Annotated in this window: 25 protein-coding genes; 11 read left to right on the top strand and 14 right to left on the bottom strand. The window is 71.4% G+C overall.

The window, feature by feature from the left end; all coding sequences use genetic code 11:
* Nucleotides 1-120 precede the first annotated feature (120 nt).
* A complete protein-coding gene (locus tag OG331_RS36445; RefSeq protein WP_406204441.1) occupies nucleotides 121-2,073 on the bottom strand; it encodes an FUSC family protein in 1,953 nt (650 codons plus the stop codon).
* Nucleotides 2,074-2,321: 248 nt separating this feature from the next.
* Between OG331_RS36445 and OG331_RS36440 the strand changes: the two genes are divergently transcribed.
* From OG331_RS36440 to OG331_RS36425, 4 genes are all read left to right on the top strand, one after another.
* Nucleotides 2,322-2,885 (top strand): dihydrofolate reductase family protein, encoded by a 564-nt coding sequence (locus OG331_RS36440; protein WP_406204438.1) that lies wholly within the window; start codon nucleotides 2,322-2,324, stop codon nucleotides 2,883-2,885.
* Nucleotides 2,886-2,947: 62 nt separating this feature from the next.
* Nucleotides 2,948-3,178, top strand: coding sequence for a hypothetical protein (locus OG331_RS36435; RefSeq protein ID WP_406204435.1), 231 nt, complete (start codon nucleotides 2,948-2,950; stop codon nucleotides 3,176-3,178).
* 105 nt (nucleotides 3,179-3,283) lie between these two features.
* On the top strand, nucleotides 3,284-3,700 hold the full coding sequence (locus OG331_RS36430) for a RidA family protein (protein ID WP_406204432.1): 417 nt from the start codon (nucleotides 3,284-3,286) through the stop codon (nucleotides 3,698-3,700).
* The gene (locus OG331_RS36425) at nucleotides 3,697-4,164 is read left to right on the top strand and encodes a GNAT family N-acetyltransferase (protein WP_406204429.1); all 468 of its coding nucleotides are present in this window, start codon (nucleotides 3,697-3,699) and stop codon (nucleotides 4,162-4,164) included. Before OG331_RS36430 ends, OG331_RS36425 begins: the two co-directional genes overlap by 4 nt.
* On the opposite strand, the gene OG331_RS36420 is transcribed toward OG331_RS36425, so the two are convergent.
* Nucleotides 4,165-4,884 (bottom strand): aspartate/glutamate racemase family protein, encoded by a 720-nt coding sequence (locus OG331_RS36420; RefSeq protein ID WP_406204426.1) that lies wholly within the window; start codon nucleotides 4,882-4,884, stop codon nucleotides 4,165-4,167.
* 5 nt (nucleotides 4,885-4,889) lie between these two features.
* A complete protein-coding gene (locus OG331_RS36415; protein ID WP_406204423.1) occupies nucleotides 4,890-6,374 on the bottom strand; it encodes an NCS1 family nucleobase:cation symporter-1 in 1,485 nt (494 codons plus the stop codon).
* A 180-nt stretch (nucleotides 6,375-6,554) separates the two neighbouring features.
* Here OG331_RS36415 and OG331_RS36410 point away from each other — a divergent pair, with 180 nt between their 5' ends.
* Nucleotides 6,555-7,229 carry a GntR family transcriptional regulator gene (locus OG331_RS36410; RefSeq protein WP_406204421.1) on the top strand — a complete coding sequence of 225 codons (675 nt, stop codon included), beginning with the start codon at nucleotides 6,555-6,557 and terminating at the stop codon, nucleotides 7,227-7,229.
* A gap of 19 nt (nucleotides 7,230-7,248) precedes the next feature.
* Here OG331_RS36410 and pip read toward each other — a convergent pair whose 3' ends face one another.
* Together pip and OG331_RS36400 are read right to left on the bottom strand one after the other, a co-directional pair.
* Complete coding sequence (gene pip / locus OG331_RS36405; protein WP_406204418.1) at nucleotides 7,249-8,211, bottom strand: prolyl aminopeptidase; 963 nt, start codon at nucleotides 8,209-8,211, stop codon at nucleotides 7,249-7,251.
* Between the two features lie 37 nt (nucleotides 8,212-8,248).
* The gene (locus tag OG331_RS36400) at nucleotides 8,249-8,953 is read right to left on the bottom strand and encodes a uracil-DNA glycosylase (RefSeq protein WP_406204416.1); all 705 of its coding nucleotides are present in this window, start codon (nucleotides 8,951-8,953) and stop codon (nucleotides 8,249-8,251) included.
* A 95-nt stretch (nucleotides 8,954-9,048) separates the two neighbouring features.
* Between OG331_RS36400 and OG331_RS36395 the strand changes: the two genes are divergently transcribed.
* Nucleotides 9,049-9,579, top strand: a complete 531-nt coding sequence (locus tag OG331_RS36395; RefSeq protein ID WP_406204413.1) for an RNA-binding S4 domain-containing protein — start codon at nucleotides 9,049-9,051, stop codon at nucleotides 9,577-9,579.
* 93 nt (nucleotides 9,580-9,672) lie between these two features.
* Here the strand turns inward: OG331_RS36395 and OG331_RS36390 are convergent, their stop codons facing one another.
* Entirely contained in the window at nucleotides 9,673-10,128 is a 456-nt protein-coding gene (locus tag OG331_RS36390) for a DoxX family protein (protein ID WP_406204410.1), read from the bottom strand.
* A 110-nt stretch (nucleotides 10,129-10,238) separates the two neighbouring features.
* Nucleotides 10,239-11,150, bottom strand: coding sequence for an acyltransferase domain-containing protein (locus OG331_RS36385; protein ID WP_406204407.1), 912 nt, complete (start codon nucleotides 11,148-11,150; stop codon nucleotides 10,239-10,241).
* On the opposite strand from OG331_RS36385, the gene OG331_RS36380 reads away from it, so the two are divergent.
* Both OG331_RS36380 and OG331_RS36375 read left to right on the top strand, forming a co-directional pair.
* Nucleotides 11,094-11,267 carry a hypothetical protein gene (locus OG331_RS36380; protein ID WP_406210933.1) on the top strand — a complete coding sequence of 58 codons (174 nt, stop codon included), beginning with the start codon at nucleotides 11,094-11,096 and terminating at the stop codon, nucleotides 11,265-11,267. The two genes, OG331_RS36385 and OG331_RS36380, sit on opposite strands and share 57 nt — an antisense overlap.
* A complete protein-coding gene (locus tag OG331_RS36375; RefSeq protein ID WP_406204404.1) occupies nucleotides 11,251-11,517 on the top strand; it encodes a DUF6343 family protein in 267 nt (88 codons plus the stop codon). Before OG331_RS36380 ends, OG331_RS36375 begins: the two co-directional genes overlap by 17 nt.
* A 7-nt stretch (nucleotides 11,518-11,524) precedes the next feature.
* Here OG331_RS36375 and OG331_RS36370 read toward each other — a convergent pair whose 3' ends face one another.
* From OG331_RS36370 to rpsA, 4 genes are all read right to left on the bottom strand, one after another.
* On the bottom strand, nucleotides 11,525-11,905 hold the full coding sequence (locus OG331_RS36370) for a tetratricopeptide repeat protein (protein ID WP_406204402.1): 381 nt from the start codon (nucleotides 11,903-11,905) through the stop codon (nucleotides 11,525-11,527).
* A 50-nt stretch (nucleotides 11,906-11,955) separates the two neighbouring features.
* Entirely contained in the window at nucleotides 11,956-12,591 is a 636-nt protein-coding gene (coaE, locus tag OG331_RS36365; protein WP_406204399.1) for a dephospho-CoA kinase, read from the bottom strand.
* Nucleotides 12,592-12,670: 79 nt separating this feature from the next.
* A complete protein-coding gene (locus OG331_RS36360; RefSeq protein ID WP_406204396.1) occupies nucleotides 12,671-13,609 on the bottom strand; it encodes a PAC2 family protein in 939 nt (312 codons plus the stop codon).
* Nucleotides 13,610-13,847: 238 nt separating this feature from the next.
* Nucleotides 13,848-15,347 carry a 30S ribosomal protein S1 gene (gene rpsA / locus OG331_RS36355; RefSeq protein WP_369270373.1) on the bottom strand — a complete coding sequence of 500 codons (1,500 nt, stop codon included), beginning with the start codon at nucleotides 15,345-15,347 and terminating at the stop codon, nucleotides 13,848-13,850.
* 378 nt (nucleotides 15,348-15,725) lie between these two features.
* On the opposite strand from rpsA, the gene OG331_RS36350 reads away from it, so the two are divergent.
* Both OG331_RS36350 and hrpB read left to right on the top strand, forming a co-directional pair.
* On the top strand, nucleotides 15,726-16,568 hold the full coding sequence (locus OG331_RS36350; protein ID WP_363034730.1) for a class I SAM-dependent methyltransferase: 843 nt from the start codon (nucleotides 15,726-15,728) through the stop codon (nucleotides 16,566-16,568).
* A gap of 4 nt (nucleotides 16,569-16,572) precedes the next feature.
* On the top strand, nucleotides 16,573-19,050 hold the full coding sequence (hrpB, locus tag OG331_RS36345; protein WP_406204393.1) for an ATP-dependent helicase HrpB: 2,478 nt from the start codon (nucleotides 16,573-16,575) through the stop codon (nucleotides 19,048-19,050).
* Here the strand turns inward: hrpB and OG331_RS36340 are convergent.
* The 3 genes from OG331_RS36340 to OG331_RS36330 form a co-directional block, all read right to left on the bottom strand.
* Complete coding sequence (locus tag OG331_RS36340; protein ID WP_406204390.1) at nucleotides 19,040-20,032, bottom strand: DUF3068 domain-containing protein; 993 nt, start codon at nucleotides 20,030-20,032, stop codon at nucleotides 19,040-19,042. The two genes, hrpB and OG331_RS36340, sit on opposite strands and share 11 nt — an antisense overlap.
* A gap of 25 nt (nucleotides 20,033-20,057) precedes the next feature.
* Nucleotides 20,058-20,192 carry an SPW_0924 family protein gene (locus OG331_RS36335; RefSeq protein WP_328882332.1) on the bottom strand — a complete coding sequence of 45 codons (135 nt, stop codon included), beginning with the start codon at nucleotides 20,190-20,192 and terminating at the stop codon, nucleotides 20,058-20,060.
* A 202-nt stretch (nucleotides 20,193-20,394) separates the two neighbouring features.
* On the bottom strand, nucleotides 20,395-22,143 hold the full coding sequence (locus OG331_RS36330) for a lytic transglycosylase domain-containing protein (RefSeq protein ID WP_406204387.1): 1,749 nt from the start codon (nucleotides 22,141-22,143) through the stop codon (nucleotides 20,395-20,397).
* A 336-nt stretch (nucleotides 22,144-22,479) separates the two neighbouring features.
* On the opposite strand from OG331_RS36330, the gene OG331_RS36325 reads away from it, so the two are divergent.
* Nucleotides 22,480-23,358 (top strand): DUF4184 family protein, encoded by an 879-nt coding sequence (locus tag OG331_RS36325; RefSeq protein WP_406204384.1) that lies wholly within the window; start codon nucleotides 22,480-22,482, stop codon nucleotides 23,356-23,358.
* The last annotated feature ends 181 nt before the right edge of the window (nucleotides 23,359-23,539 follow it).

The raw sequence follows: 23,539 nt of genomic DNA, 5'->3' as shown, positions 1-23,539 counted from the left end.
GAGATCGCCGGGAAGGTGACGGCGGCCGTGGCGTCGCGGGGGTTCGTGGCGGAGGTGCGGGTGGGGGTGACCTGGGCGGGCAGCAGGTTGGTGTGCGTGCGGGCACGGGGCTGACGGACATCACCCGGCGAGAGGTACGTCGGTGGTCGCGGGACCCCGTGGCCCGTGCAGCCCGGCCCGGTCGCGCTTCTCACCGAGTTCCTCCAGCAACTCGGTGAGCCGGTCGGTGTGCCAGGGCGTGAGCCGGCCCGAGTCGTCGAGGTGCACGGCGCAGGCGGTGGTCGCGTCGACGAGCTGTTCGAGGGTGGCGACGACCTCGTCCGCGCCCTCCGTGTGCCGGGCGAGCGCGGGAAGTTCGGCGGCGGCGAGGGCATGGGCGGTACGGGCCTCGGCGAGCGCACGGTAGGCCTCGCGGCGCAGGGTCCAGCGGACGGCGCGGGAGTCGGTGCGGGTCGGGTCGGGCTCGTACGGCATGCGGGGGGCGTCGGCCTCGCGCCGAGCAGAGGTGGCCTCGGACTCCCGCAGCACGTGCGCGAGGTAGGCATGTGCCGCCCGGTCGGCCGTCGCGAGTCGGGACCGTACGCCCCCGCCCCGCTGCCCCGGCATCGGCAGGTGCCCCACGACCAGCACGATCGTGCAGGCCAGCAGCGTCTCGCCGATCCTGCTCACGGAGGCCTGCGGCTCGCCGCCGACCATGACCAGGGCGAGCACGAGAACGGTCACGACGGCGGTCTGGGCGGCGAAGTGCCGGGTGGCCACGGGAATCAGGGCACCGCTGAGAGCCACGAGCGCGATGAGCCCGTCCGGCCGGGGCAGTACGGCCGCGAACCCGGCGAAGAGCAGGGCTCCCAGCACGGTGCCGGCGGCGCGGCACAGCACCCGGGACGCGAGCGGTCCGAGGTCTGGCTTGACGAGGAAGACGGCGGTGGCGGGGAGCCAGTACCAGTGCTCGTGCTGCCCGTACCACTGGGTGTGGTGCAGCGCCTGGGCGACGGCGGCGCTGGCTCCGAAGCACAGGGCGACGCGCAGGCCGTACTCCCGTCCGCCGGCCCCGAACACGGATCGGGCGAGGTCCGCGGCGGTACGGCGCCGGGTGTGCAGGTCGCGGTTGCCCCGGCCCCGGTCGAAGGCCTCGGCGGCGTGCAGCAGGGCATCGTCCAGGGCGCGCAGGGCGGGCGCGGAGCGGGAGGGCGCCGGGAGGGGTCCGGTGTGGGTGTTGCCGCGTACGGCGGCGGCGAGGCGCCGGGGGCCTTCGGAGGCCCGCGCGGGCACGGCTTCCCCGGCCCAGGCGAGCGCGGTGGCGGCCTCGGCGAGGGGCAGTGCGGCCGCGTACTGCGCGTGCAGCCGCCGCTCGGTGGACGAGGAGGCGTACCGCCGCAGCCGGGGCCCGGTGAGGGCGTCCTGCGCATGGTCCAGGGCGGCGGTGAGCGCGACCCGGCGGGCGGTGGCGTGCCGGGTGCCGACGGCGTCGAGGAGGTCCGCGACGGCGTCGTACACGTCGGCTACGGCGTCACGCTCGCCGTCGAACCGGAAGTCACCGACGAGGGAGCCGGGCGTGGGGAGGGCCAGCCGCAGCCCGAGCAGCCAGGCGGCACCGCCGAGATAGGCGAGCGCCCGCAGCCACCCGCTCTCCGGCAACGGCATCCCCGCCCCGATGGCGGAGGCGACGAGCAGCTGCGTACCGGCGGCGGAGGCAACGGGCCCGACGGCGCTGATCCCTCCCGCGAAGAGCCCGAGCCCGGTGAGGAGGAGGGTGAGCGGAACGGCCCCTAGGCGGTCCCCGGCCATCGTTCCGGCGAGGAGCCCGACCGCCCCCGCCAGCGCGGGCACCCCGAGCCGGTGGACGGAGACACGACGGCTGCCGGGACGGTCGTTGATCCCGGCGAGCATGGCGGCGATGGCGGCCACGACCCCGAGAGAGGGCCGGCCGGCGAGCACGGCGGCGAGGAGGAGCGGCCCGGCGGCCAGGGCTCCCCGGACCACGGCACTCCAGGGGACCGGGCCGCGCTGGGCGCGCAGGGTGTGGGCGAGCCAGGGCGGGAGAGCGAGGGCCGGACGTGCGGGGCGGGACACAGGGCTCCTGTCGGGGCGAGGGCGGGGGTGTGCCTTCGGGCGACGGTGGCCGGGCTCGGGCTGGGCTGTGGTGTCCACGGTAGGGCGAGCCCTTGGAGGCTATGGGACGCCGACGTTTCGACGATGTGACGATGCGTGGAAACGCCACGTTCTTTATGAACGCAACTACGGGCGGGCGCACCGAGCGGCGAGGGGTCCTGCGGAGTCCGGCGGTCGTACTGTCGAACCCGTCACCGAGGAGGACTCTGATGCGCAGCGTGACCTATTCGATGGGCGTCTCACTCGACGGCTACATCGTGGGGCCGGACGGCGACTTCGACTGGGGGGACCCCAGCGAGGACGTCTTTCGTCTCGCCGTCGACGAGATCCGTGGGGTCGGCGTCCATCTGATGGGCCGCCGGCTGTACGAGACGATGCTGTACTGGGAGACCGCCGACCAGCATCCAGCGCTCGCCTTCTCCACGCTCGATTTTGCCGCGCTCTGGAAGGCGCTCCCGAAGGTGGTGTTCTCCACCACGCTGTCGGCGGTGCAGGGCAATGCCCGTCTGGCCTCCGGCAGTCTGGCGGAGGAGATCGAGCGGTTGCGGGCCGAGCCCGGGGAGGGCGACATCGCGATCGGCGGCGCGACGCTCGCCGCCGAGGCGGCCGCGTCCGATCTGATCGACGAGTACCGGGCCAGGGTCTACCCGGTGCTGCTCGGCGGCGGCATTCCGTTCTTTGCCCAGCACGAGCGCCGGGTGGATCTGGAACTCGTCGAGACCCGCACCTTCAACTCCAAAGTCGTCTACCTCCGCTACCGCGTGGCGCGGTAGTCGGGAGTTCCCTCGCTCTCCCCGGAGAACCGTCCCCGCCCCTCGTGCCGAAGGTGGCAGGGATGTGGACATTCACCTCGGCCCGGCCGGGGTCGGACGGCACGGCCAGGCTGCCGCTGTCGACGGTGCGGCTCGCGCCGAAGCTGAGCCTTGAGGGGACGGCTCCGGCATGCGGCACGCTCACGGTGCCGCTGAAGCTGAGCGGCGCCGCCGCCGCGGCCGGGCAGGTCGCCGCGCTGACCGTGAACGTCTCCTACGACGGCGGCCGGACCTGGAAGCCGCTCGCTCCGTGAAGTGACGGTGCGACCGACGCTGGGATATTCGGATGCGAGGAGGGGTGCGGGCGCGCATGATCGGCGGATCGACCGCCGACTGCGCTGCACCGCCCAGGAGCCCCCATGATCCGACGCGTCACCTCCCCCGCCCTCTTCCCGCCCCCCACCTACTCCCATGCCTCCGTCGTCGAAGCCGGCACGAGGCTCGCCTTCCTCGCCGGTTCCGTGCCCCTCGACCGCGACGGGAACCTCGTCGGTGAAGGAGATGCGGTGCGGCAGGCCGAGCAGGTGATCGCCAACCTCGAAGTACAACTGGAGGCGATCGGCAGCGACTTGGCGCACGTCCTGGCGACCGACGTGTACGTGGTGAGCGGTGAGCCGGCGGTGCTGTCCGCCGTCTGGGAGGTCGTCGAGGCGTCAGGGCTGAGCGTCGGACCGCACTCGTCGACGCTGCTCGGCGTCGCCTGCCTCGGATACACGGGGCAGTTGGTGGAGATCACGGCCACGGCCGCCGTCCCGGAAGAGGCGCCGCGCCCATGACGCCCGTAGCGCTCCGCCGCGCCAGGCCCACCGATGCCGGTGCCGCGGCCGACGTCTGGCTGCGGTCGTTCGCCGCCGCGCTGCCGACGGTCGTCCGGCCGCGCACCGACGACGACGTGCGGACGTACTTCCGGGAGGTGGTGGTGCTGCTCAGGGAGACCTGGGTCGCCGAGGCCGCCGACCGCATCGTCGGCCTGATGGTCCTCGACGCGGACCAACTCTCCCAGCTCTACCTGGATCCCGACTGGCGCGGCCACGGCATCGGCGACCGTCTCGTCGACCTCGCCAAGCGGCGCCGCCCGGACGGGCTGAGCCTGTGGACCTTCCAGGTCAACAGGCCCGCCCACCGGTTCTACGAGCGCCACGGCTTCGTCGCCGTCGAGTTCACGGACGGCAGCGGGAACGAGGAGCAGGAGCCGGACGTGCGGTACGTCTGGCAGCCCGGCCGACCCGATTCCCGGTGATCACTCCCGCGTCCGACCCCACACCCGCCCCTTGGGCAACGGCCGCGCATACCCCCCGACCCGGCTCGTCCTCAGCCCCAACCCCACCAGCGATTCGGCGAGTTTCACGGCCGCACCCACCCCGTCGACCACCGGAACCCCCAGCTTCTCCCCCATGGCCCGCTGCAGCCCAGTCATCCCGGCGCAGCCCAGCACCAACACCTCCGCACCCGCGTCCCGCGCCCGTTCGGCGGCCGCCAGGAAGGCGGACTCGGTGCGTTCGGCGTCCTCCAGGTCCAGCACTCCGAGCCCCGTACCGATGACGGCGACGCAGTTGCGGCCCACCCCGGCCGTATCGAGGCTGTCCTCGATCTGCCCGCACGAGCGCTCCAGCGTGGTCACCACCCCGTACCGGCGCCCGATCAGACAGGCCAGGTGCGCGGCGGCCTCCGTGATGTCGACGACCGGTACGTCCACCAGCTCCCGGACGCCTTCGCGGCCGTGCTCCCCGAAGCCGGCCATGACGACCGCGTCGTAGGCGGGACCGTCGTACGTCCGCAGCGCGTCCATCACCGCCGCCGCCGAGAGGTAGCTGTCGAGCCAGCCCTCGGCCGACTCGGGTCCCCACCCGGGGGTCAGCCCGAGCACGGTGGTGCCCGGGCCTGCGGCGGCCCGGGCTCCTCGTACGATCTCCTCGGTCATCTCCTGCGTGGTGTTGCAGTTGGTGACGACGATCCGCACGTCCTTCAGACCTCCCGCGCCACGGACCCGGCAGCCGGCTCATCGGCGCCTGCGGCGCGCTCATCGCGGCACAGCACCAGATACAGCCCCGCCGCCATCGCCGTCCCGATGAACCACGAGTACGGCGCCACATCGCTGAACGTCTTCACCAGCGCCAGCACCGCCGCGACCCCAGCCGCCGGCAGGAAGGCCCACAGCGCCCTGGGGTTGACGCCCTTGCGGTAGTAGTAGCGCGAGCCCGGTGCGGCGGAGAACAGTTCGTTCACGTCCACCCGGCCCCGCTTGACCAGGTAGTAGTCGACCATGATCACACCGAACAGGGGCCCCAGGAAGGCGCCGAGGCCGCCGAGGAAGTAGTTGACGACCGTCGGGTTCGAGAACAGATTCCACGGCGTCACCACGAGCGCCGCCACCGTGCTGATCATGCCGCCGACCTTGAAGGTGATCTTCTGCGGCCAGACGTTGGCCAGGTCGTACGCCGGTGAGACGAAGTTGGCGACGATGTTGACGCCCATCGTGGCGATGGCGAACGTCAGGGCGGCGAGCACCAGGACCCAGGTGTTGCCGACCTTCGCCACCAGTTCCGCCGGATCCGTGATGGCCTCGCCGAACACCTCCAGCGAACCGGCCGTGACGATCACCGAAACGACCACGAAGGCGGTGGAGTTGATGGGCAGGCCCCAGAAGTTGCCCTTCCGCACCGTCCGGTAGTCCGGCGCGAAGCGCGAGAAGTCGCAGAAGTTGAGCATCAGCGTGCCGTACGTGGCGAGGATCAGGCCGATCGCGCCGAACCACTGCCGCCACTGCTCGCCGACGGACACCGGGTGCGGGGTGGTCGTGAGCGAGATCGTCCAGCCGGCCTTGGCGAGGATCCACACCGCCAGCGCGATCATCACGATCCAGATCGCCGGGCCGCAGAAGTCCTGGAACTTGCGCACCGACTCCATGCCCCGGCTGATGATCAGCGCCTGGATCAGCCACAGGGAGAGGAACGACACCCAGCCGAGCGCGTCCAGCCCCAGGAAGGAGCTGTGTGTCCAGGACTCCAGCCCCGGCCACGCGGCCAGCAGCATGATGTTGACGGCGACGGAGGCCAGATAGGTCTGGATGCCGTACCACATGATGGCGATCACGGCCCTGATCAGCGCAGGGATGTTCGCGCCCCACACCCCGAAGCTGATCCGGCTGACGACCGGGAACGGGACGCCGTGCCGCTGGCCGATCCTGCCCATCCAGTTCATGCCGATGTAGATGAGCACGAAGCCGACGAGCAGGGACGTGAAGACCTGCCACACGTTCATGCCGAGGACCAGCAGACCGGCCGCGAACGTGTAGTTGCCGAGGTTGTGGACGTCGGACATCCACATGGCGAAGAGGTCGAAGACCTTCCAGTTGCGCTTGCCCGCGGGCGCGAGGTCTTCGTTGGTGAGCCGGGGATCGGGGACGAACGCTGGTGTGCCGGTGACTTCGGCACGGTCGGCGAGGGACACGGGGCCTCCAGGAGCCGGGGGACGGAGGACTGCTTATGGAGGGGCGCCTTGTGAAGGGGGCACCGAGGCGCGTGTTTGGTATACCAAACTGCGGACATGGTCCTCCCGTCAACCGTTCTGACCGATGTCGCTCCCGTTAACGCTCCGTAAATCACACCCGGAGTCGGCGAAGATGGCCCCATGAGCTCCTCGACGAAGACCGAACCCCTGGGTGCGGTACGGGAACGCGTCCTGGCGACCCTGCGGCAGGACATCATCGCCGGCCGCCTCCGGCCAGGTGACCGGCTCGTCGAACGGGAGCTGGCCGAGCGCCTCGGGGTCTCGCGCGTTCCGGTCCGCGAGGCGATCCGGGCCTTGGTCGCCGAAGGCTTCGTCCAGTTCGAGTCGGCACGCCGGACGGTCGTACGCCGGCTGACCCCGGCCGACGTCAAGGAGCTCTTCGAACTGCGCGAGGCCCTGGAGGTGTACGCGGCCGGACTCGCCGCGTCACGGGCGACGCCGGACGACCTCGCCGAGGTGGAAGGGCTCCTCGACCAGGCTGCCGCCGCGACCGCGGCGGGTGACGCGGAAGCGATCACCGACGTCAACAGCCGGCTGCACGACCGCATCGTCGCCATGGCCGGCAACACCCTGCTGATCGAGGCACTGGAACCGGTCGCCGGCCGCCTGCGCTGGATGACCCGGCGGAACGAGGAGTGGCCCCAACTCCTCGTGGAGCACCGTGAGTTGTACGAGGCGATCGCCTCAGGGGACCCGAACCGGGCCCGCGCGCACGCACTCACCCACGTGCGCACCAACCACCGCTCGACGGTACGGCAGCTCTTCGGCGAGGCGGCGGCCGAGGAGCTCTCCTAGCGACCGCCGTACTTGGCTGTCATCGGTCCGCGTACTTGTCCGTCGCCGCCACCAGCGCCGCCGCCACGGTCGGCGCCCCCGCGTCGTGCCCCACGTCGTCGACGACGACCAGCTCGCTGCCGGGCCAGGCCCGATGGAGCCGCCACACGGTCCCCAGCAGGTTGCCGAAGTCGAGGCTGCCCTGGACCAGGGTGCCGGGGATGCCCTTCAGCAGCGGGGCGTCCCGCAGGACGACGCCCTCGTCGTTGCCCTCGCCCAGGAAGTGGTCGTTGCCGAAGTAGTGCGTGACGGTACGGGCGAAAGCCATGCGGAACCGCTCGTCCTCGTACCTCGGGAACGACCGGGGCGGGGCGGGGACGCACGCCGTCTCCCAGTCCGTCCAGGCCCGCGCCGCCCGCACCCGCACGCCGGGGTCGGGCGACTCGATCAGCCTGTGGTACGCGGCGGCAAGGTTGCCGTCGCGCTCCCCGGGCGGCAGCTCACCCAGGAACCGCTCGAACGCCGCCGGGAAGATCCGCCCCAACCCCCTGGTCAGCAGGGCCACTTCGGGGTTCGACCCGGTGGCGACCCCGGTCAGCACCAGCTCGGACACGGCCCCCGGACGCGTCTGCGCATACCGCAGCCCCAGCACCGACCCCCACGACACACCCCACACCAGCCAGCGCCCGATGCCGAGATGCCGTCGCAGCAGCTCCAGGTCGGCGATGAGATGAGCCGTCGTGTTCACGCTCATGTCGGTCTCGTACGCGCTCGCGTGCGGCGTCGAACGCCCGCACCCGCGCTGGTCGAGCAGCACGATCCGGTAGGCGGCCGGATCGAACAGCCGCCGGAAGTACGGGGTGCAGCCGGAGCCCGGCCCGCCGTGCAGCACGAGCGCGGGCTTGCCGTGCGGGTTCCCGCAGGTCTCCCAGTAGACGTGGTTGCCGTCGCCGACATCGAGCATGCCGTGGTCGTACGGTTCGATCTCCGGGTAGAGGGTCATCCGGGCACCGTATCGACGGCCCGACCGCCCCCGCCCCTCATTTCAGGCCGGCCGCCTCCGCCGCCGTACGCAGCACGTCCCGCAGCATCTCGGGCGTGAGCCTGCCGGTGAAGGTGTTGCGCTGGCTGACGTGGAAGCACCCGAAGACGTCGAGCCCGGCGCGGCCGTCGGCGCCGTCCAGCGGGACCCGCGCCCCGTGCGCGAACGCCGGCCGCGGCCTGGGCACGCTCCACCCCGCCTCCACCAGTGCGGGCAGCGTCGCCTGCCAGCCGAAGGCGCCCAGTACGACGACCGCCCGCACGGTCGGGCGCAGCAGCCTCAGCTCCTGCACCAGCCAGGACCGGCAGGTCTCCCGCTCATCCGGCGTGGGTTTGTTGGCGGGCGGTGCGCAGTGCACCGGGGCCGTGACGCGCACGCCGTACAGCTCCAGGCCGTCCCCGACGGCGACGGACGTGGGCTGCGAGGCGAGGCCCACGTCGTACAGCGCCTGGTAGAGCACGTCTCCGGAGCGGTCCCCGGTGAACATCCGCCCGGTGCGGTTGCCCCCGTGCGCGGCCGGGGCGAGCCCGATGATCAGCAGCCGCGCGTCGGGCGGGCCGAAGCCGGGCACTGGGCGGCCCCAGTACGTCTGGTCGGCGAAGGCGGCGCGCTTGGTGCGGGCCACTTCCTCACGCCAGTCGACCAGCCGGGGGCAGGCCCGGCAGCCCGCGATTCTGCGGTCGAGATCGGCCAGTGCGTCCACAGCTCCACCGTAAGGCCGTCGCGGTCCCGCAGGGGGACTCCATGCGGGACGCCGTGCGAGGACTGCGAGGGCCGGGACGGGACTAAGGTCGAGGCATGGCTTCCGAGGATGACGAGGAGAAGGCCGGCAGCACGGCCGAGGGGCAGCCGGCCACGGCCGACGCGCAGGCGGCCGTGGACCCGCAGGTCGCCGCCGCCGTGGCCGCGGCCGAGGCCGCCGGTGCGCAGAGCGGCGAGTCCGTACGGATCGACAGCTGGATCTGGGCCGTACGCCTGGTCAAGACCCGCTCCATGGGCGCCACCGCCTGCAAGGGCGGCCACGTGCGCGTGAACGGCCAGAACGTGAAGCCCTCCCACGCCCTGCGCATCGGCGACGAGGTGCGCCTGCGCCAGGAGAACCGGGAGCGGATCATCATCGTCAAGCGGCTCATCCGCAAGCGGGTCGGCGCACCGGTGGCGGTCCAGTGCTACGTCGACAACTCGCCCCCTCCCCCGCCGCGCGAGGCCGTCGCCCCGGCCGGCATCCGCGACCGCGGCACGGGCCGCCCGACCAAGCGGGACCGCCGCGAGCTGGAACGACTCCGCGGACTCATGGGCGGCGACGCGGAACGACCGCGCGGACGGTGACATACAGCGGTGGCGTCCGGCAGGCCGGGAAGGCCCGGTCCGGACGCCACCGAAGTCGTTTCGCGCAGGCGCACGCGCGCACGGGCGCACCGGTCAGGCGCGTCGTCGCACCAGCCGCAGCAGATCCGCGTTCGAGCTCCGCCGTGCCCAGGCGATCAGGGCGAGGGGCACGATGAGGATGAGCGGTGTCGCCGCGTTCTCGCCGCCGTAGGCGGTGATCGTGACGACGAACGCGCCGACCATCAGCGCGCTCAGCGCCATCGCCGCCACCGACTGCAGCACCGGGATCAACAGCGCTATGGCCCCGGCCAGTTCGAGCGCACCGATGGTGTACATGCCCGCGCTGCCCCAGCCCAGCTCGTCGAAGCCCTCGGCTGCCGACGGGTGCGCGATCAGCTTGGGCAGCGCGCTCGCGATCGCGTAGAAGAGGGCGAGCAGAATCTGCAGGCCGCGCAGGGCGATGCGGGCACGGCGACCGCGCGGGGTGGCGGACTCGGCGATGACGGTGCCGGAGGTGCGGGCCGTGGCGGAGGCGGTGGTCTCGGGCATGAGGGTCTCCTGGGTGAAGCGTTCCGTGGTGATGTCGGAGAGGTAGACCGGGGCCGACTCCGGAACTCATCGCCGTGGGACGGCAATTCGTCATCGCCGTACGAAAAACTTCACCCGCGCCCGTCGAACGGCAGCCACCCGTGCCCCACAAACCAGTGACCGCCCGCCCGCAGGTGGTCCCCGACGGCCCGCTCCACGGCCGTGCGCCGCGGCAGGCTCTCGACCGGCAACTCCGGGTCGCCGAAGACGAACTGGACGGGCTCGCTGTCGGCCTGCTCCCGGTCCTCGTGGGCGACGCGGAAACGCTCCTGGAAGCGCACGATGTTGGAGTCCTCGGGCAGGTACTTCCGCAGCTGCGGGTCCAGCAGCCAGGAGTGGCAGGTCGCCACCTCGTACCGCTCCTGCGGAAAGTGCACGGCGAAGAACTCCCGGGCCAGTGCCAGGGAACGGTCGACCGCGGCCGGTGACAGCGGGCCGTAGAAGTCGGGGATGTGCACGTTGAGGCAGCCCGAGTCGGGGCCCACGTCGAGCCCGGCCGCCGCGAGTCTCGTCCCCGCACGCTGCCCGAGCCGTGCCCGCTCGAACTGCAGCCGTCCCAGCTGGTACAGCTCGCCTCGGAAGTGATGGACGAGCCACCACGGTGCCTGCACCCCCGTCCTGCCATGGCGTCTGCGGTGCACGGCCATGTTCCGCCCGATGTCCGCGAGGGTGCGCCGGGAGACATCGGCGGGGATGCCGCGCTCCCGGTGGTAGGCGCGCGTGGACGGCAGCGCCGCGACGAACACGTACACCGGGAAGCAGCGCCGCAGGGGTCCCGAGGCCCAGTCGAGGTCGGGCAGGTCGACCGCGCCGCCGACCTGGCCGATCCCCCGGACGAGCTCGTCGACGGACCGCTCCAGGTGGTGCCGCAGCTCCGGGTCGTCCGTCACCCGTGGGCCCATCCGCACGAGGTCGTTGATGTCCTCATGGGGTACTCCGAGGTCGAGCAGGCTTTCGGCCAGTTCATCGGTGTCCGGCAGCACGAGGCCCCCTTCGAGGAGTACGAGCGGTACGAGCGGTACGAGCGGTACGAGCGGTACGGGGAATACGAGGAGTACGTTTCAGTAAGGAGTGGTGATCCCGATGCGTACGGGCAGTGAGCCGAGGACAGCGCGCAGTGCACTGCGGGCCCGTTTCTGGCTGTGCGTGTGGGGCGTGGTGTGGGCGATCTTCGGTACCGTCGCGTTCGTGCTCGCGGGACGCCCCGGCTGGGCGGCGGCCTGCGGGGCGCTGTGGCTGGTGATCACCATCGACATGGCCATGGTCCTCAGACACATCCGTCAGGGCCCGCACTACCAGCCGGGCCGCGACATCCCCCCGTATCGCCCGCCTGAGAACCGCCACCCCTAGGCGCCGCTCACGCTTCGAACCGTGCCGCCTTGAGGTACTGCGGGTTCGGGTCGAGCGCGGCCGCCAGCCGGAAGTGGCGCTTGGCCTCGTCGGGCCGGCCCCGGCGCTCGTAGGTCCGGGCGAGCGCGAAGTGCGCGAACGCGTTGTCCGGCTCGCGCTCCAGGACGATGGTGAACTCCAGCTCGGCGGGCCGCAGTTGCGCGGCGGCGAAGAAGGCACGCGCGCGCAGCAGCCGGGCGGCGGTGTTCTCCGGGTGCGCGGCGATGACTCCGTCGAGCAGCTTCACCGCGCCCCGCGGATCCCGCGCGGCGAGCAGCTGCTCGGCGGCGCGGAAGTCGATGACATGCGTCTCCGGAGTACGTCCGGGCGATCCGCTGGTCTCGGGCACGGCAAAGTCCTTCCCTCGCTGGAAGGGTTCAACGCGCGATCGCGCCGGGGCTATTCCTGGGGCGAGCGGGACCGAGGGCTCCCCTGGGCGCCGTGGGATCTGCGCACCAGCTCGTCCCAGACGTCCTTCACGCGTCGCTGAAGTTCTTCCAGTGGTACGTCGTTGTCGATGACGATGTCCGCGATCTCCAGGCGCTTGTCACGCGTCGCCTGCGCGGCCATACGCGCGCGTGCGTCCTCCTCGGCCATGCCGCGCAGCCGGACGAGCCGGTCGAGCTGGGTCTCGGGGCCGGCGTCGACGACGACCACCACGTCGTACAGCGGTGCCAGGCCGTTCTCCGTGAGGAGCGGGACGTCGTGGACGAGGACGGCGTCCTCGGTGGCGGCCTCTTCGAGCTCGCGGGAGCGGGCGCCTACGAGGGGGTGCACGATCGAGTTCAGTACGGCGAGCCGGTCGGGGTCGGCGAAGACGATCGAGCCCAGCTTGGGCCGGTCAAGGCTGCCGTCGTCGGTGAGCACGTCCTCGCCGAACGCCTCGACGACGGCGGCGAGGCCGGGGGTGCCGGGTGCGACGACCTCCCGCGCGATCCGGTCCGCGTCGATCAGCACGGCCCCGTGCTCCACGAGCAGCCGCGACACCTCGCTCTTACCGGCTCCGATGCCCCCGGTCAGGCCCACCTTCAGCATGACCCGAAGCTTAGGGCCTGCCACTGACAAAGCGCCGGGCAGGCCGCACTTCGCCCTCGACCGCCGTCTCCGGCGGCCCTCAGTTGTCGCCTTCCCGTTCCGCCAGGAACCGCTCGAACTCCCGCCCGATCTCGTCCGCCGACGGGATGTCCACCGGCTCGGCGAGCATGTTGCCGCGGCTCTCGGCGCCCGCGACCGCGTCGTACTGGTGCTCCAGGCCCTCGACGAGGTTGGTGAGCTCCTCGTCGCCCTCGCGGATCTGCCGGTCGATCTCGTTCTGCGTGCGGTGTGCGTCCGTGCGCAGGGAGTGGGCGATGCCCGGCAGGACCAGCCCGGTCGCCGCGGTGACCGTCTCCAGGACGGTGAGCGCCGCGTCCGGGTACGGGGAGCGAGCGATGTAGTGCGGGACGTGCGCGGCGACGCCCAGGACGTCGTGCCCGGCCTCCATCAGCCGGTACTCGACGAGGGACTCGGCGCTGCCGGGCACCTGCGCCTCGTCGAAGGGGCTGCGGTGGCCGGGGACGAGGTCGACGCGGTTGCCGTGCGGGGTGACGCCGACCGGGCGGGTGTGCGGGACGCCCATCGGGATGCCGTGGAAGTTCACCGACAGACGCACCCCGAGGCGCTCCACGATCTCCTTGACGGCCGCGGCGAAGCGCTCCCACTCCACGTCCGGCTCGGGCCCGGACAGCAGCAGGAACGGCGCGCCGGTGGCGTCCTGGACCAGCCGCACCTCGATCGCGGGATCCTCGTACTCGGCCCAGCGGTCGCGCTTGAACGTCAGCAGCGGGCGACGGGCGCGGTAGTCCACCAGCCGGTCGTGGTCGAAGCGGGCGACGACCTGGTGGGGCAGCGAGTCCAGAAGCCCGTCGACGATCTGGTCGCCGGTCTCACCCGCGTCGATGTATCCGTCGAAGTGGTAGAGCATGACAAGGCCGGCCGACTCCTGGGCAAGCGCCATGTCGACAACGGCGAGGCCCTTCGGCTCCCATGCGTACAAACCCTGCGGATCAAGCACTGTGACCGCTCCTCCTCGTGTTCATACCCCACAACACCCGTACGGGCGTGGGCATTCCCGAGGGAGGAGCTCATTGATCTTGCCGGGCTGGGCAACGCCCTTCCAGGGGCGCGGGGAACTGCGCGACAAGCCCCCACCGGCCGGCAGCCGAAGGACGAGCCTTCCGCGCAGCACTGAGGGGCCGCACCTCGAAAGGTACGGCCCCTCAGTCAACTGCTAGGCGTCAGCGAGCCAGCGTTCAGCTCTGGCCGCCCGCCAGCTTCTCGCGCAGCGCGGCAAGCGCCTCGTCCGAGGCAAGCGCGCCGGAGTTGTCCGGGCCCTCGGAGGAGTAGGAACCGCCACCGGACGCGGCCGGAGCCGCACCCGCCGCGTCGCCACCCTCGGCGGCAGCCGCAGCGTCCGCCTCGCGGGACTTGATGACCTGGGCCTGGTGCTGCTCGAAGCGCTGCTGCGCCTCGGCGTACTGGCCCTCCCAAGCCTCGCGCTGGGTCTCGTAACCCTCGAGCCAGTCGTTGGTCTCGGGGTCGAAGCCCTCGGGGTAGATGTAGTTGCCCTGGTCGTCGTACGAGGCAGCCATGCCGTACAGGGTCGGGTCGAACTCGACCGAGGCCGGGTCGGCACCGAAGGACTCGTTGGCCTGCTTCAGCGAGAGGCTGATGCGGCGGCGCTCGAGGTCGATGTCGATGACCTTGACGAAGATCTCGTCGTTGACCTGGACGACCTGCTCCGGGATCTCCACGTGGCGCTCGGCCAGCTCGGAGATGTGGACCAGACCCTCGATGCCCTCGTCCACGCGGACGAACGCACCGAACGGAACCAGCTTGGTGACCTTACCCGGGACGACCTGACCGATCTGGTGGGTCCGGGCGAACTGCTGCCACGGGTCCTCCTGCGTCGCCTTCAGCGACAGGGAGACACGCTCGCGGTCCATGTCGACGTCGAGAACCTCGACGGTGACTTCCTGGCCGACCTCGACAACCTCGGAGGGGTGGTCGATGTGCTTCCAGGAGAGCTCGGAGACGTGGACCAGACCGTCGACGCCACCCAGGTCCACGAAGGCACCGAAGTTGACGATCGAGGAGACGACGCCGGAACGGACCTGACCCTTCTGGAGGGTGGTGAGGAACGTCTGGCGGACCTCGGACTGGGTCTGCTCCAGCCAGGCACGGCGGGACAGGACCACGTTGTTGCGGTTCTTGTCCAGCTCGATGATCTTGGCCTCGAGCTCCTTGCCCACGTAGGGCTGGAGGTCGCGAACGCGGCGCATCTCGACCAGGGAGGCCGGGAGGAAGCCACGGAGGCCGATGTCGAGGATGAGACCACCCTTGACGACCTCGATGACGGTACCGGTAACGATGCCGTCCTCTTCCTTGATCTTCTCGATGGTGCCCCAGGCGCGCTCGTACTGGGCGCGCTTCTTCGAGAGGATCAGGCGGCCTTCCTTGTCCTCCTTCTGGAGAACAAGGGCTTCGATCTCGTCACCGACGGCGACGACCTCGTTGGGGTCGACGTCGTGCTTGATCGAGAGCTCTCGGCTCGGGATGACACCTTCGGTCTTGTAACCGATGTCGAGCAGGACCTCGTCCCGGTCGACCTTCACGATGACGCCGTCGACGATGTCGCCGTCGTTGAAGTACTTGATCGTCTCGTCGATCGCGGCGAGGAATGCTTCCTCGTTACCGATGTCGTTGACCGCAACCTGCGGGGTGGTGGCGGTGGTCTCGGTGCTGCTCGTCATGTGGGAAAGGGCTCCGGTACGGACATTGAGTCGTAGGTACTGCTACGCCGGGAGCCCGTATCGCTCTGAAGAAGCCGGACAGCCAAGGAAGCGCCCCACCAGGGAAGGGTGATGGCGCCTCGAAAACCGAGGGGACATACAACAGATGCGAGCGCAGCCTGCTACGTCTGAGGTGCGCAGGCCCGCAGCGCAACTTGTAGCATACGGGGGCAGCCGGACAGGGTCAATGCGCGAAGCCGCCCACCCGGGGCGGATCGCCGCATACCCGGCACAAAACGTGTCTCCTGAGGCCACGCAGGCCTTGGAGCACCCCTCACGTGACACCACCGTGAGGGCCCCGCGCCGTTCAGGTGACGGAAGAGTACGACGAGGGAGCCGATCATCCAAGAGTACGAACCGGAGGCCACGCGCCGTGAGTCCGGCGTTGCGGAGAGCTCGCACGCCAACCGTGGCTGGTGGGACCGGAACGCAGACGAGTACCAGACCGAGCACGGCACGTTCCTCGGCGACGATCGTTTCGTCTGGGGTCCCGAGGGCCTGGACGAGGTGGAGGCCGAGCTGCTCGGCCCGCCGGAGGACCTCAAGGGCAAGGACGTCCTGGAGATCGGCGCCGGCGCGGCTCAATGCTCGCGCTGGCTGACCGCGCAGGGGGCCCGCCCGGTCGCCCTGGACATCTCCCACCGTCAGCTCCAGCACGCGCTGCGCATCGGCGGTGCGTTCCCCCTGGTGTGCGCCGACGCGGGCGCCCTTCCCTTCGCCGACGCCTCCTTCGACCTGGTGTGCTCGGCGTACGGCGCGCTGCCGTTCGTCGCCGACCCGGTGCTGGTGCTGAAGGAGGTGCGCCGGGTGCTGCGGCCGGGAGGGCGTCTCGTCTTCTCCGTGACCCATCCCATCCGCTGGGCGTTCCCCGACGAGCCGGGCCCCGAGGGTCTGTCCGTCTCGGCCTCTTACTTCGACCGCACTCCTTACGTCGAGCAGGACGACGAGGGCCGCGCGGTCTACGTCGAGCATCACCGCACGATCGGCGACCGGGTCCGGGACGTCGTGGCGGCGGGCTTGCGGCTGGTGGACCTGGTGGAGCCGGAGTGGCCGGCCTGGAACACCTCGGAGTGGGGCGGCTGGTCGCCGCTGCGCGGGAACCTGATCCCGGGCACGGCGATCTTCGTGTGCGAGCGAAGCGAGATGGGGGCACCCCCGGCCGGAGGCTGGGGGAGAGACTGAGAGCGTGATCCGTTACGACGCCCTGGACGCGCTGCCCGTACGCAGCGCCCTGCCCGGTCTGAACGACGCCCTGGCCACGCACGGCACCGCGGTGCTCGTCGCGCCGCCCGGCACCGGCAAGACCACCCTGGTGCCGCTGGTGCTGGCCGGGCTGCTCGGCGAGGGACCGGCGAGGCGGGTCGTCGTGGCCGAGCCGCGGCGGATCGCGGCCCGGGCCGCCGCCCGGCGGATGGCGTGGCTGCTCGGCGAGAAGGTCGGCGAGAGCGTCGGCTACACCGTGCGCGGCGAACGGGTCGTCGGGCGGCACGCACGCGTGGAGGTCGTCACGACCGGTGTGCTGTTGCAGCGTTTGCAGCGCGACCAGGAGCTGGCGGGCGTGGACGTGGTGGTGCTCGACGAGTGCCACGAGCGGCATCTGGACGCGGACACGGTGGCGGCGTTCCTGTGGGACGTACGTCAGACGCTGCGGCCGGAGCTGCGGCTGGTGGCCGCATCGGCGACGACGGACGCGCAGGGGTGGGCTCGGCTGCTGGGCGATGCGCCGGTGGTGGCGGCGGAGGGCGTCTCGCACCCCGTGGAGGTGGTGTGGGCACCGCCGACGCGCCCCGTAAGGCGCCCGCACGGCATGCGGGTCGACCCGGCGCTGCTGACGCACGTGGCCTCGACCGTACGACGGGCGCTGGCCGAGCGGACGGGGGACGTGCTGTGTTTCCTGCCGGGTGTCGGCGAGATCGCGCGGGTGGCCGGGCAGCTGGGGCAGCACGGGGACGTCGAGGTGCTGCACGTGCACGGTCGGGCGTCGGCGGCCGTGCAGGACGCGGTGCTGACCGGCGGGGAGCGGCGCCGGGTGGTGCTGGCGACGTCCGTCGCGGAGTCGTCGCTGACGGTCCCCGGGGTGCGCGTGGTCGTCGACTCCGGGCTGGCGCGGGAGCCGCGGGTCGATCACGCGCGCGGGCTGAGCGCACTGACGACGGTACGGGCCTCCCAGGCGGCCGGGCGGCAGCGGGCGGGGCGGGCCGGGCGTGAGGCGCCGGGCGCGGTGTACCGGTGCTGGGCGGAGGCGGAGGACGTGCGGCTGCCGCGGTTCCCGTCGCCGGAGATCAAGGTGGCCGACCTGACGGCGTTCGCGTTGCAGGCGGCGTGCTGGGGCGACCCGGAGGCGACCGGGCTGGCGTTGCTCGATCCACCGCCCAGTGGAGCGATGGCGGTGGCACGGAGCGTCCTTGCGGCCATCGGTGCGGTGGACTCCGACGGGCGGGCCACGGCGCGGGGCACTGCGCTGTCCCGGCTGGGGCTGCACCCCCGACTGGGCAGGGCGCTGCTGGACACGTCCGGTGCGGGTGCCGAGGCGGTCGCGCTGCTGAGCGAGGAGGCACCGAGGGAGTACGGGGACGACCTGGCTGCCGCTCTGCGGGCGGCTCGGCGTGGCGGTGACGCCTATGCGGGGCGCTGGCGGGCGGAGGTGCGGCGTTTGCGGGCGAACATTGAGAACTCGGCTGCGCAGAGCGTCGACGACCGCACCGTGGGCCTCGTCGCCGCCCTCGCCTTCCCCGAGCGGGTGGCCAAAGCCGACGGCGGTTCCTACCTCATGGCCTCCGGCACCCGCGCCGAGCTCGGTGCCGGCAGCCCGCTGCGCGGTGCCCCGTGGATCGCCGTGGCCATCGCGGACCGTCCCGTCGGCAAGGGGCACGCGCGCGTGCAGCTCGCCGCCGTGGCGGACGAGGACATGGCCCGGTCCGCGGCAGCCTCGATGTACTCCGCGAGCCAGGAGGTCCACTGGGGCGACGGGGACGTCGTCGCCCGGCGGGTCGAGCGGCTCGGGGCGATCGAACTCGCGGTGCGGCCCCTGCGGGACGCCGACCCCGTACTCGTACGCGATGCGCTCCTCGAAGGGCTGCGGCAGGAAGGGCTCGGCCTGCTGCGGTGGTCCCCTGACGCCGGCGTACTGCGGCAGCGGCTCGCTTTCCTGCACCTCCACCTCGGCGCGCCCTGGCCCGACGTCCGCGACGACGCGCTCCACGCGCGCGTGGACGAGTGGCTGGAGCCCGAGCTGAGCCGGGCGCGGCGGCGGGCCGATCTGGCCCGGATCGACGCCGGGCAGGCGCTCACCAGGCTGCTGCCGTGGGCCTCCGGGGAGGCGGGGCGGCTCGACGAGCTGGCGCCCGAGCGCATGGCGGCACCCAGTGGGTCCAGGATCCGGATCGACTACGGCAACCCCGAGCAGCCCGTCCTCGCCGTGAAGGTGCAGGAGATGTTCGGACTGCACGAGTCACCGTCCGTCGCCGGCGTACCGCTCCTCGTCCACCTGCTCTCCCCCGCGGGCCGGCCCGCCGCCGTCACCGCGGACCTCGCGTCGTTCTGGAGGGACGGCTACCGAGCAGTTCGTGCGGAGTTGCGCGGGCGTTATCCGAAGCATCCGTGGCCCGAGGACCCCGCCTCCGCCGAGCCGACCCGGTACACGAACGCCAGACTCAGGCGCTGACCGGTTCCGGTTCGGTGTCCTTGGTCGGTTCCGGGTCGCCGGGACGGCGGCTGCGTGCCTCCACATACAGGGACAGCGCCAGTAGCAGCAGGCCCAGGGCCAGGAAGCCCCACGGGAGGTACGACGTCAGCAGCAGGACCAGCGTGCGGTTGGACTTGACCAGGTCCACCGTGGAGACGATGTAGTCCTCGCGCATCTTCACGTGGCCGGCGAACGCCGTCACCTTGTCGCGGTCCCCGAGCAGGGTGCCGCCGCGCAGTTCCTCCTTGTGGATCTCCTCGCCGTAGACGGGCGCTCCGGTGAGCGGTTCGACCCAGAACTTGCGGACGGTGGTGTACCAGCGGGTCGTGCCGGTCTTGGCGACCGACTCCGGGGTGATGCCCTCGACCGGCATCGTCCTGGGGAACCTGACCTTCGTCCACGGGATGGTCTGTTCGAAGTAGTAGACCTCGACGCCGCGGAAGTTCTGGGTGCCCTTGTAGTGGATGGGGGCGGTGATGCGGGCCTGCGCGTCGAAGTACTCGTAGTCCCGCTTCTCCGTCAGGAAGGGCCACTTGAACTCGATGCCCTGTCGCTTCACGGGGTCGCCGTCGACCATCTCACCGGTGGCATGGACGGGTTCCTGGGTGTGGGCGTCGAAGATGTAGCGCTCGGGGATCTTGGAGACCATCTTGCCGTCGGGGCCGACGACGTAGGACAGACCATCCCAGACCACCACGTCCTTGCCTGCCGTCTCCTCGATCTTCTCCGAGGCTTCGACGTTGCCCTTGAGCGTCTGCACGATGGTGACCTTGGAGACCTTGCGGGCCTTCATCGTGCCGTAGTCGAGGAGGGTCGCGTCCTTCGCCTCCAGGACCATGTCCTGGTACTGGTTGGCCGGGATCTTGGCCAGGCGCGGGAATGCGTACCAGCGCAGCAGCGGGGACAGCGCCGCGAAGAACACGGCGAGGGCGAGCAGGACCAGGCCGGCCTTGCGGCGCATCTCGGCCTCCCTCCCGGACGGGCGGTTACGGGTGTGTGGGCACCGTCGTCAGCAGCGGCTTGGGGGATGTCTCACCGGCCGGTGAACCCAGCGCGGTCATCGCGAGGACCAGGGCGAGCGCGGCGACGAGACCGGTCGCCGCGGCGATCAGGGCGCGCATAGGGGCCTCCCGAATCCGGACTGTGACGATCCACGGCGTGAAAATCCGGGACTGTGAAAATCCGCGACTGTGACATCTGATACATCGTCAGGTCCGGCACCGTAGCAACGGGCGGGCAAGATGAGAACACGTTGCGCGCATGAACAAAGGGCGCCCCGTCCGCCGTAGCGGAAGAGGCGCCCTTCGGTGGACTCTGCGGTGCCTACGCGCTCGGGCTCGGCGATGCCGATCCGGACGCGGATTCCGATGCCGACGGCGTCGGGCTGGGCGACGTCTCGGCCGCCGCCACCTTCAGCTCGACGGTCAGCGTCGCGCCGCCCGCGGTGTTGATGCGGAGCAGGAACGTGCCGGTGGTGTCGTCGGCGTACAGCTTCGGCAGCTTGAGCATGCCCTTGGCGTCCGTCGTCAGGCCGGTCAGGGTGCGTACGGCCTTGCCGTCGGCGTCCTTGAAGTAGGGGCCCTTGTCGTTCTCGGCCGGGTCGTCCGCCGACTTGACGAGCGTGGCGGTGGCCGCGACCTTGTCGGCCACGGCGTCCTTGTAGGTCGCCTTCACCTCGACCTGGTCGGCGAACTCGCCGCCGGGCGTGCAGGTCAGCGCGGTGTCGCTGGTGCGGGTCAGGGTGTCGGCGGCACGCTCGGTGACGGTGGCCTTGTAGTCGAGACCGGCGATCGTGCGGCCGACGACGGTGACGCGGACGACGAACTCGCCGGTGTTCTCACCCGCCTTGAGCGCGGGCGCCGACGCCTCACCGATGCTGCTGGTGAGGACGGTCGCGTACTTCTCACCGGTGCTGAAGGTCGCGTCGGTGGCGCCGATGATCGTGAAGCGGACACGGACCTTGGCGACGGCCTTGCCGGCCTTGGTCTCGGCGCGCGCGGAGATCTTCTCGGCGAAGGTGTCGCCCGCCATCGCGCTGAGCTTGGCGGTGCCCGCGTCCTCCAGGTGGTGCACGGTGTCGGTGGGCGTGGGCGGCGTCGTGCTCGGCGGGGTGGTGGCCGGCGGGATCGGCTTCGGGCTGGAGGAGCCGTTGTCGCCGCCGGGCTTGGGGCTGCTCGGCGTGGTCGGTGTCGTCGGGGTGCCGGGCGTGGAGGGCGCCGTCGGTGTCGGGTTCGCGCCCGCCGTGTCGTCGCTGCGGTCCGACGGGACGGTGCCGGTGCCGTCCGGGATCTCGTGGGTGCCCTTGCGGTAGTACTCCAGCCACCTCATGACGAGGTTGAGGTAGTCCTGCGAGTTGTTGTAGCTGAGGATCGCGCGGTCGAGGTCGCCCTGGGTGGACAGGTCCCAGCCGAAGCGGCACAGGTAGTGGCCGGCGGCGAGCGCGGCGTCGTAGATGTTGTTGGGGTCCTTCTTGCCGTCGTCGTTGCCGTCGCGGCCGGCCCACTCCCAGGTGGAGGGGATGAACTGCATGGGTCCGACGGCACGGTCGTACGAGCTGTCCCCGTCGTAGGCGCCGTTGTCGGTGTCGCCGATGTTCGCGAAGCCGTTGCCGTTGAGCTGCGGGCCGAGGATCGGGGAGATCGTGGTGCCGTCGGCGTTGACGCGGCCGCCGCCTGCCTGGCCCGACTCGACCTTGCCGATCGCGGCGAGGAGTTCCCAGGGGAGGTTGCAGCCGGGCTTGGCCTGCTGGAGCGCGGCCTGGGCCCTCTTGTACGCGTCGAGGACGGTCGCGGGGATGCCGGCCTCGGTGACGCCCGGGTCGACGGGGGTGTCCGCGGACGGCGAGGGGTTGGGGCTGTTCAGCGGCGGCAGGTCCGTGTAGTACGGCGAATTGCCGGTCGCGCTGTCCTCGGCGGGTGTGTCCGGGGAGGGCTGGGTGCCGTTGGTGACTCTTCTGCCGGCGTCGTCGGTTATCACTCCCGGAGCCTGGGACGCGGCCAGTGCCGCGACCACGACCGCGGCCACCGTGGTGTTCACCGCCCCCTTGCGGAGCCTGCCGAATTGCGCCGCCATGAAATGGACCCCTCCCGTGGGCGCCCGGGCGCCCGACTCTGCCTGCCGGTCTGCCGGCCGGGCTCGCCGTGCCGAGCCCGCCCCTGTTGTGACGATCGACTCGCCGCGACAGTTGCCCCCGCGGCACGCTTTTAGTCGCCGTTCATCTGTTCGACCACACGCCCCCGGCGCGGTGACCCAGGCGACACTACGACAACTTCCTTTGCGGGGGCACCCGTTGGTGCCCGTTTTTTACCGGTTGGCCACATGCGGTCCGTCCGTCGGATGTCCCTCATACTGGCTTCGCCGACGCCCTGGGCCGACCGGCCCCGCCAACATCCCTCATGAGGAGCCCCGTTGCCGTTCACGCTCAGCCACGCGGCGGCCGTACTGCCCGGCGTACGCACCGACGGAACCGGCCGCCTCGCACTTGTACCGGCCATGCTGGTGGCGGGGTCGTTCTCTCCCGACATGACCTATTACGTGGCGAGTGTCCTGCCGGAGGCGATGGAGTTCGGCGATGTCACGCACTCGTTCGCCGGCGTGTTCACCGTCGATGTGGCGATCGCCTGGGCGCTGGTGGGCCTCTGGCTCCTGCTGCGTGAGCCGCTGGTGGCACTGCTGCCACCGCGGCGACAGGCGCGGGTGGCCACACTGGTGCGCTGCGGGGCGCCACGCGCGCGTGTACGGCCGTCGTCGGCGCTGCGCTGGTACGTCTCGGCCGTCCTCGGCTCGCTGACGCATGTCGTGTGGGACGCGTTCACCCACCTCGACCGCTGGGGGATGCGGCTCTTTCCCGTCCTGGGCGAGGAGATCGCGGGATCGCCGCTGTACTGGTATCTGCAGTACGGCGGTTCGGCGGTCGCCGCGGTCGCCATCGCCGCAATTGTGATCGTGGCGCTGCGGCGGACCGGTGCTGTCGCGCCGGTCGGGGTCCCGGTGCTTTCGGTACGGGACCGGTGGTGGGCCGCCGTGGTGATCGGCGGGATTGCCGCAGTGGCGGCCGTGCAGCGGGCGTCGCGCTGGTGGGCCTACTGGGGGTCGACCGCGAAGTACTGGGAGCTGATTCCCACGCTGTGCTTCGGAGCCGGCGCGGGGCTCGTTCTGGGGCTGGTGCTGTACGCCGTGGGCGTCAGGGTGTGGCGTCCGGTCCTGGGCCCTGGCAGTTCGGATGCGGATGCGGATGCGGATGCGGGTGGGGCCGGTCGGGAGCCGAGCCGTCCGGGGGCTCGGTGACGGTTCCGGCCGTCGCGACGAACACGGTGACGGTACGGCCCGAGCGGCCGGGGCGCCGGCGTGGGAGGGCGGTGCGGGCGAGGGCCAGGTGGCCGCGGAGGGTTGTCGCCCTGTGCCGCAGAGCTCCCATCAGGTCGGCGGGGATGCGGGCGGTGCTTGCGCCGGAGGCGAAGGGTGGGAC

Origin of the sequence: Streptomyces sp. NBC_01017 (assembly GCF_045162795.1) — a bacterium.
GTDB lineage: Bacteria > Actinomycetota > Actinomycetes > Streptomycetales > Streptomycetaceae > Streptomyces > Streptomyces machairae.
Note: the sequence above shows the minus strand (reverse complement) of the source record. Positions and strands in the feature narration are given on the sequence as shown.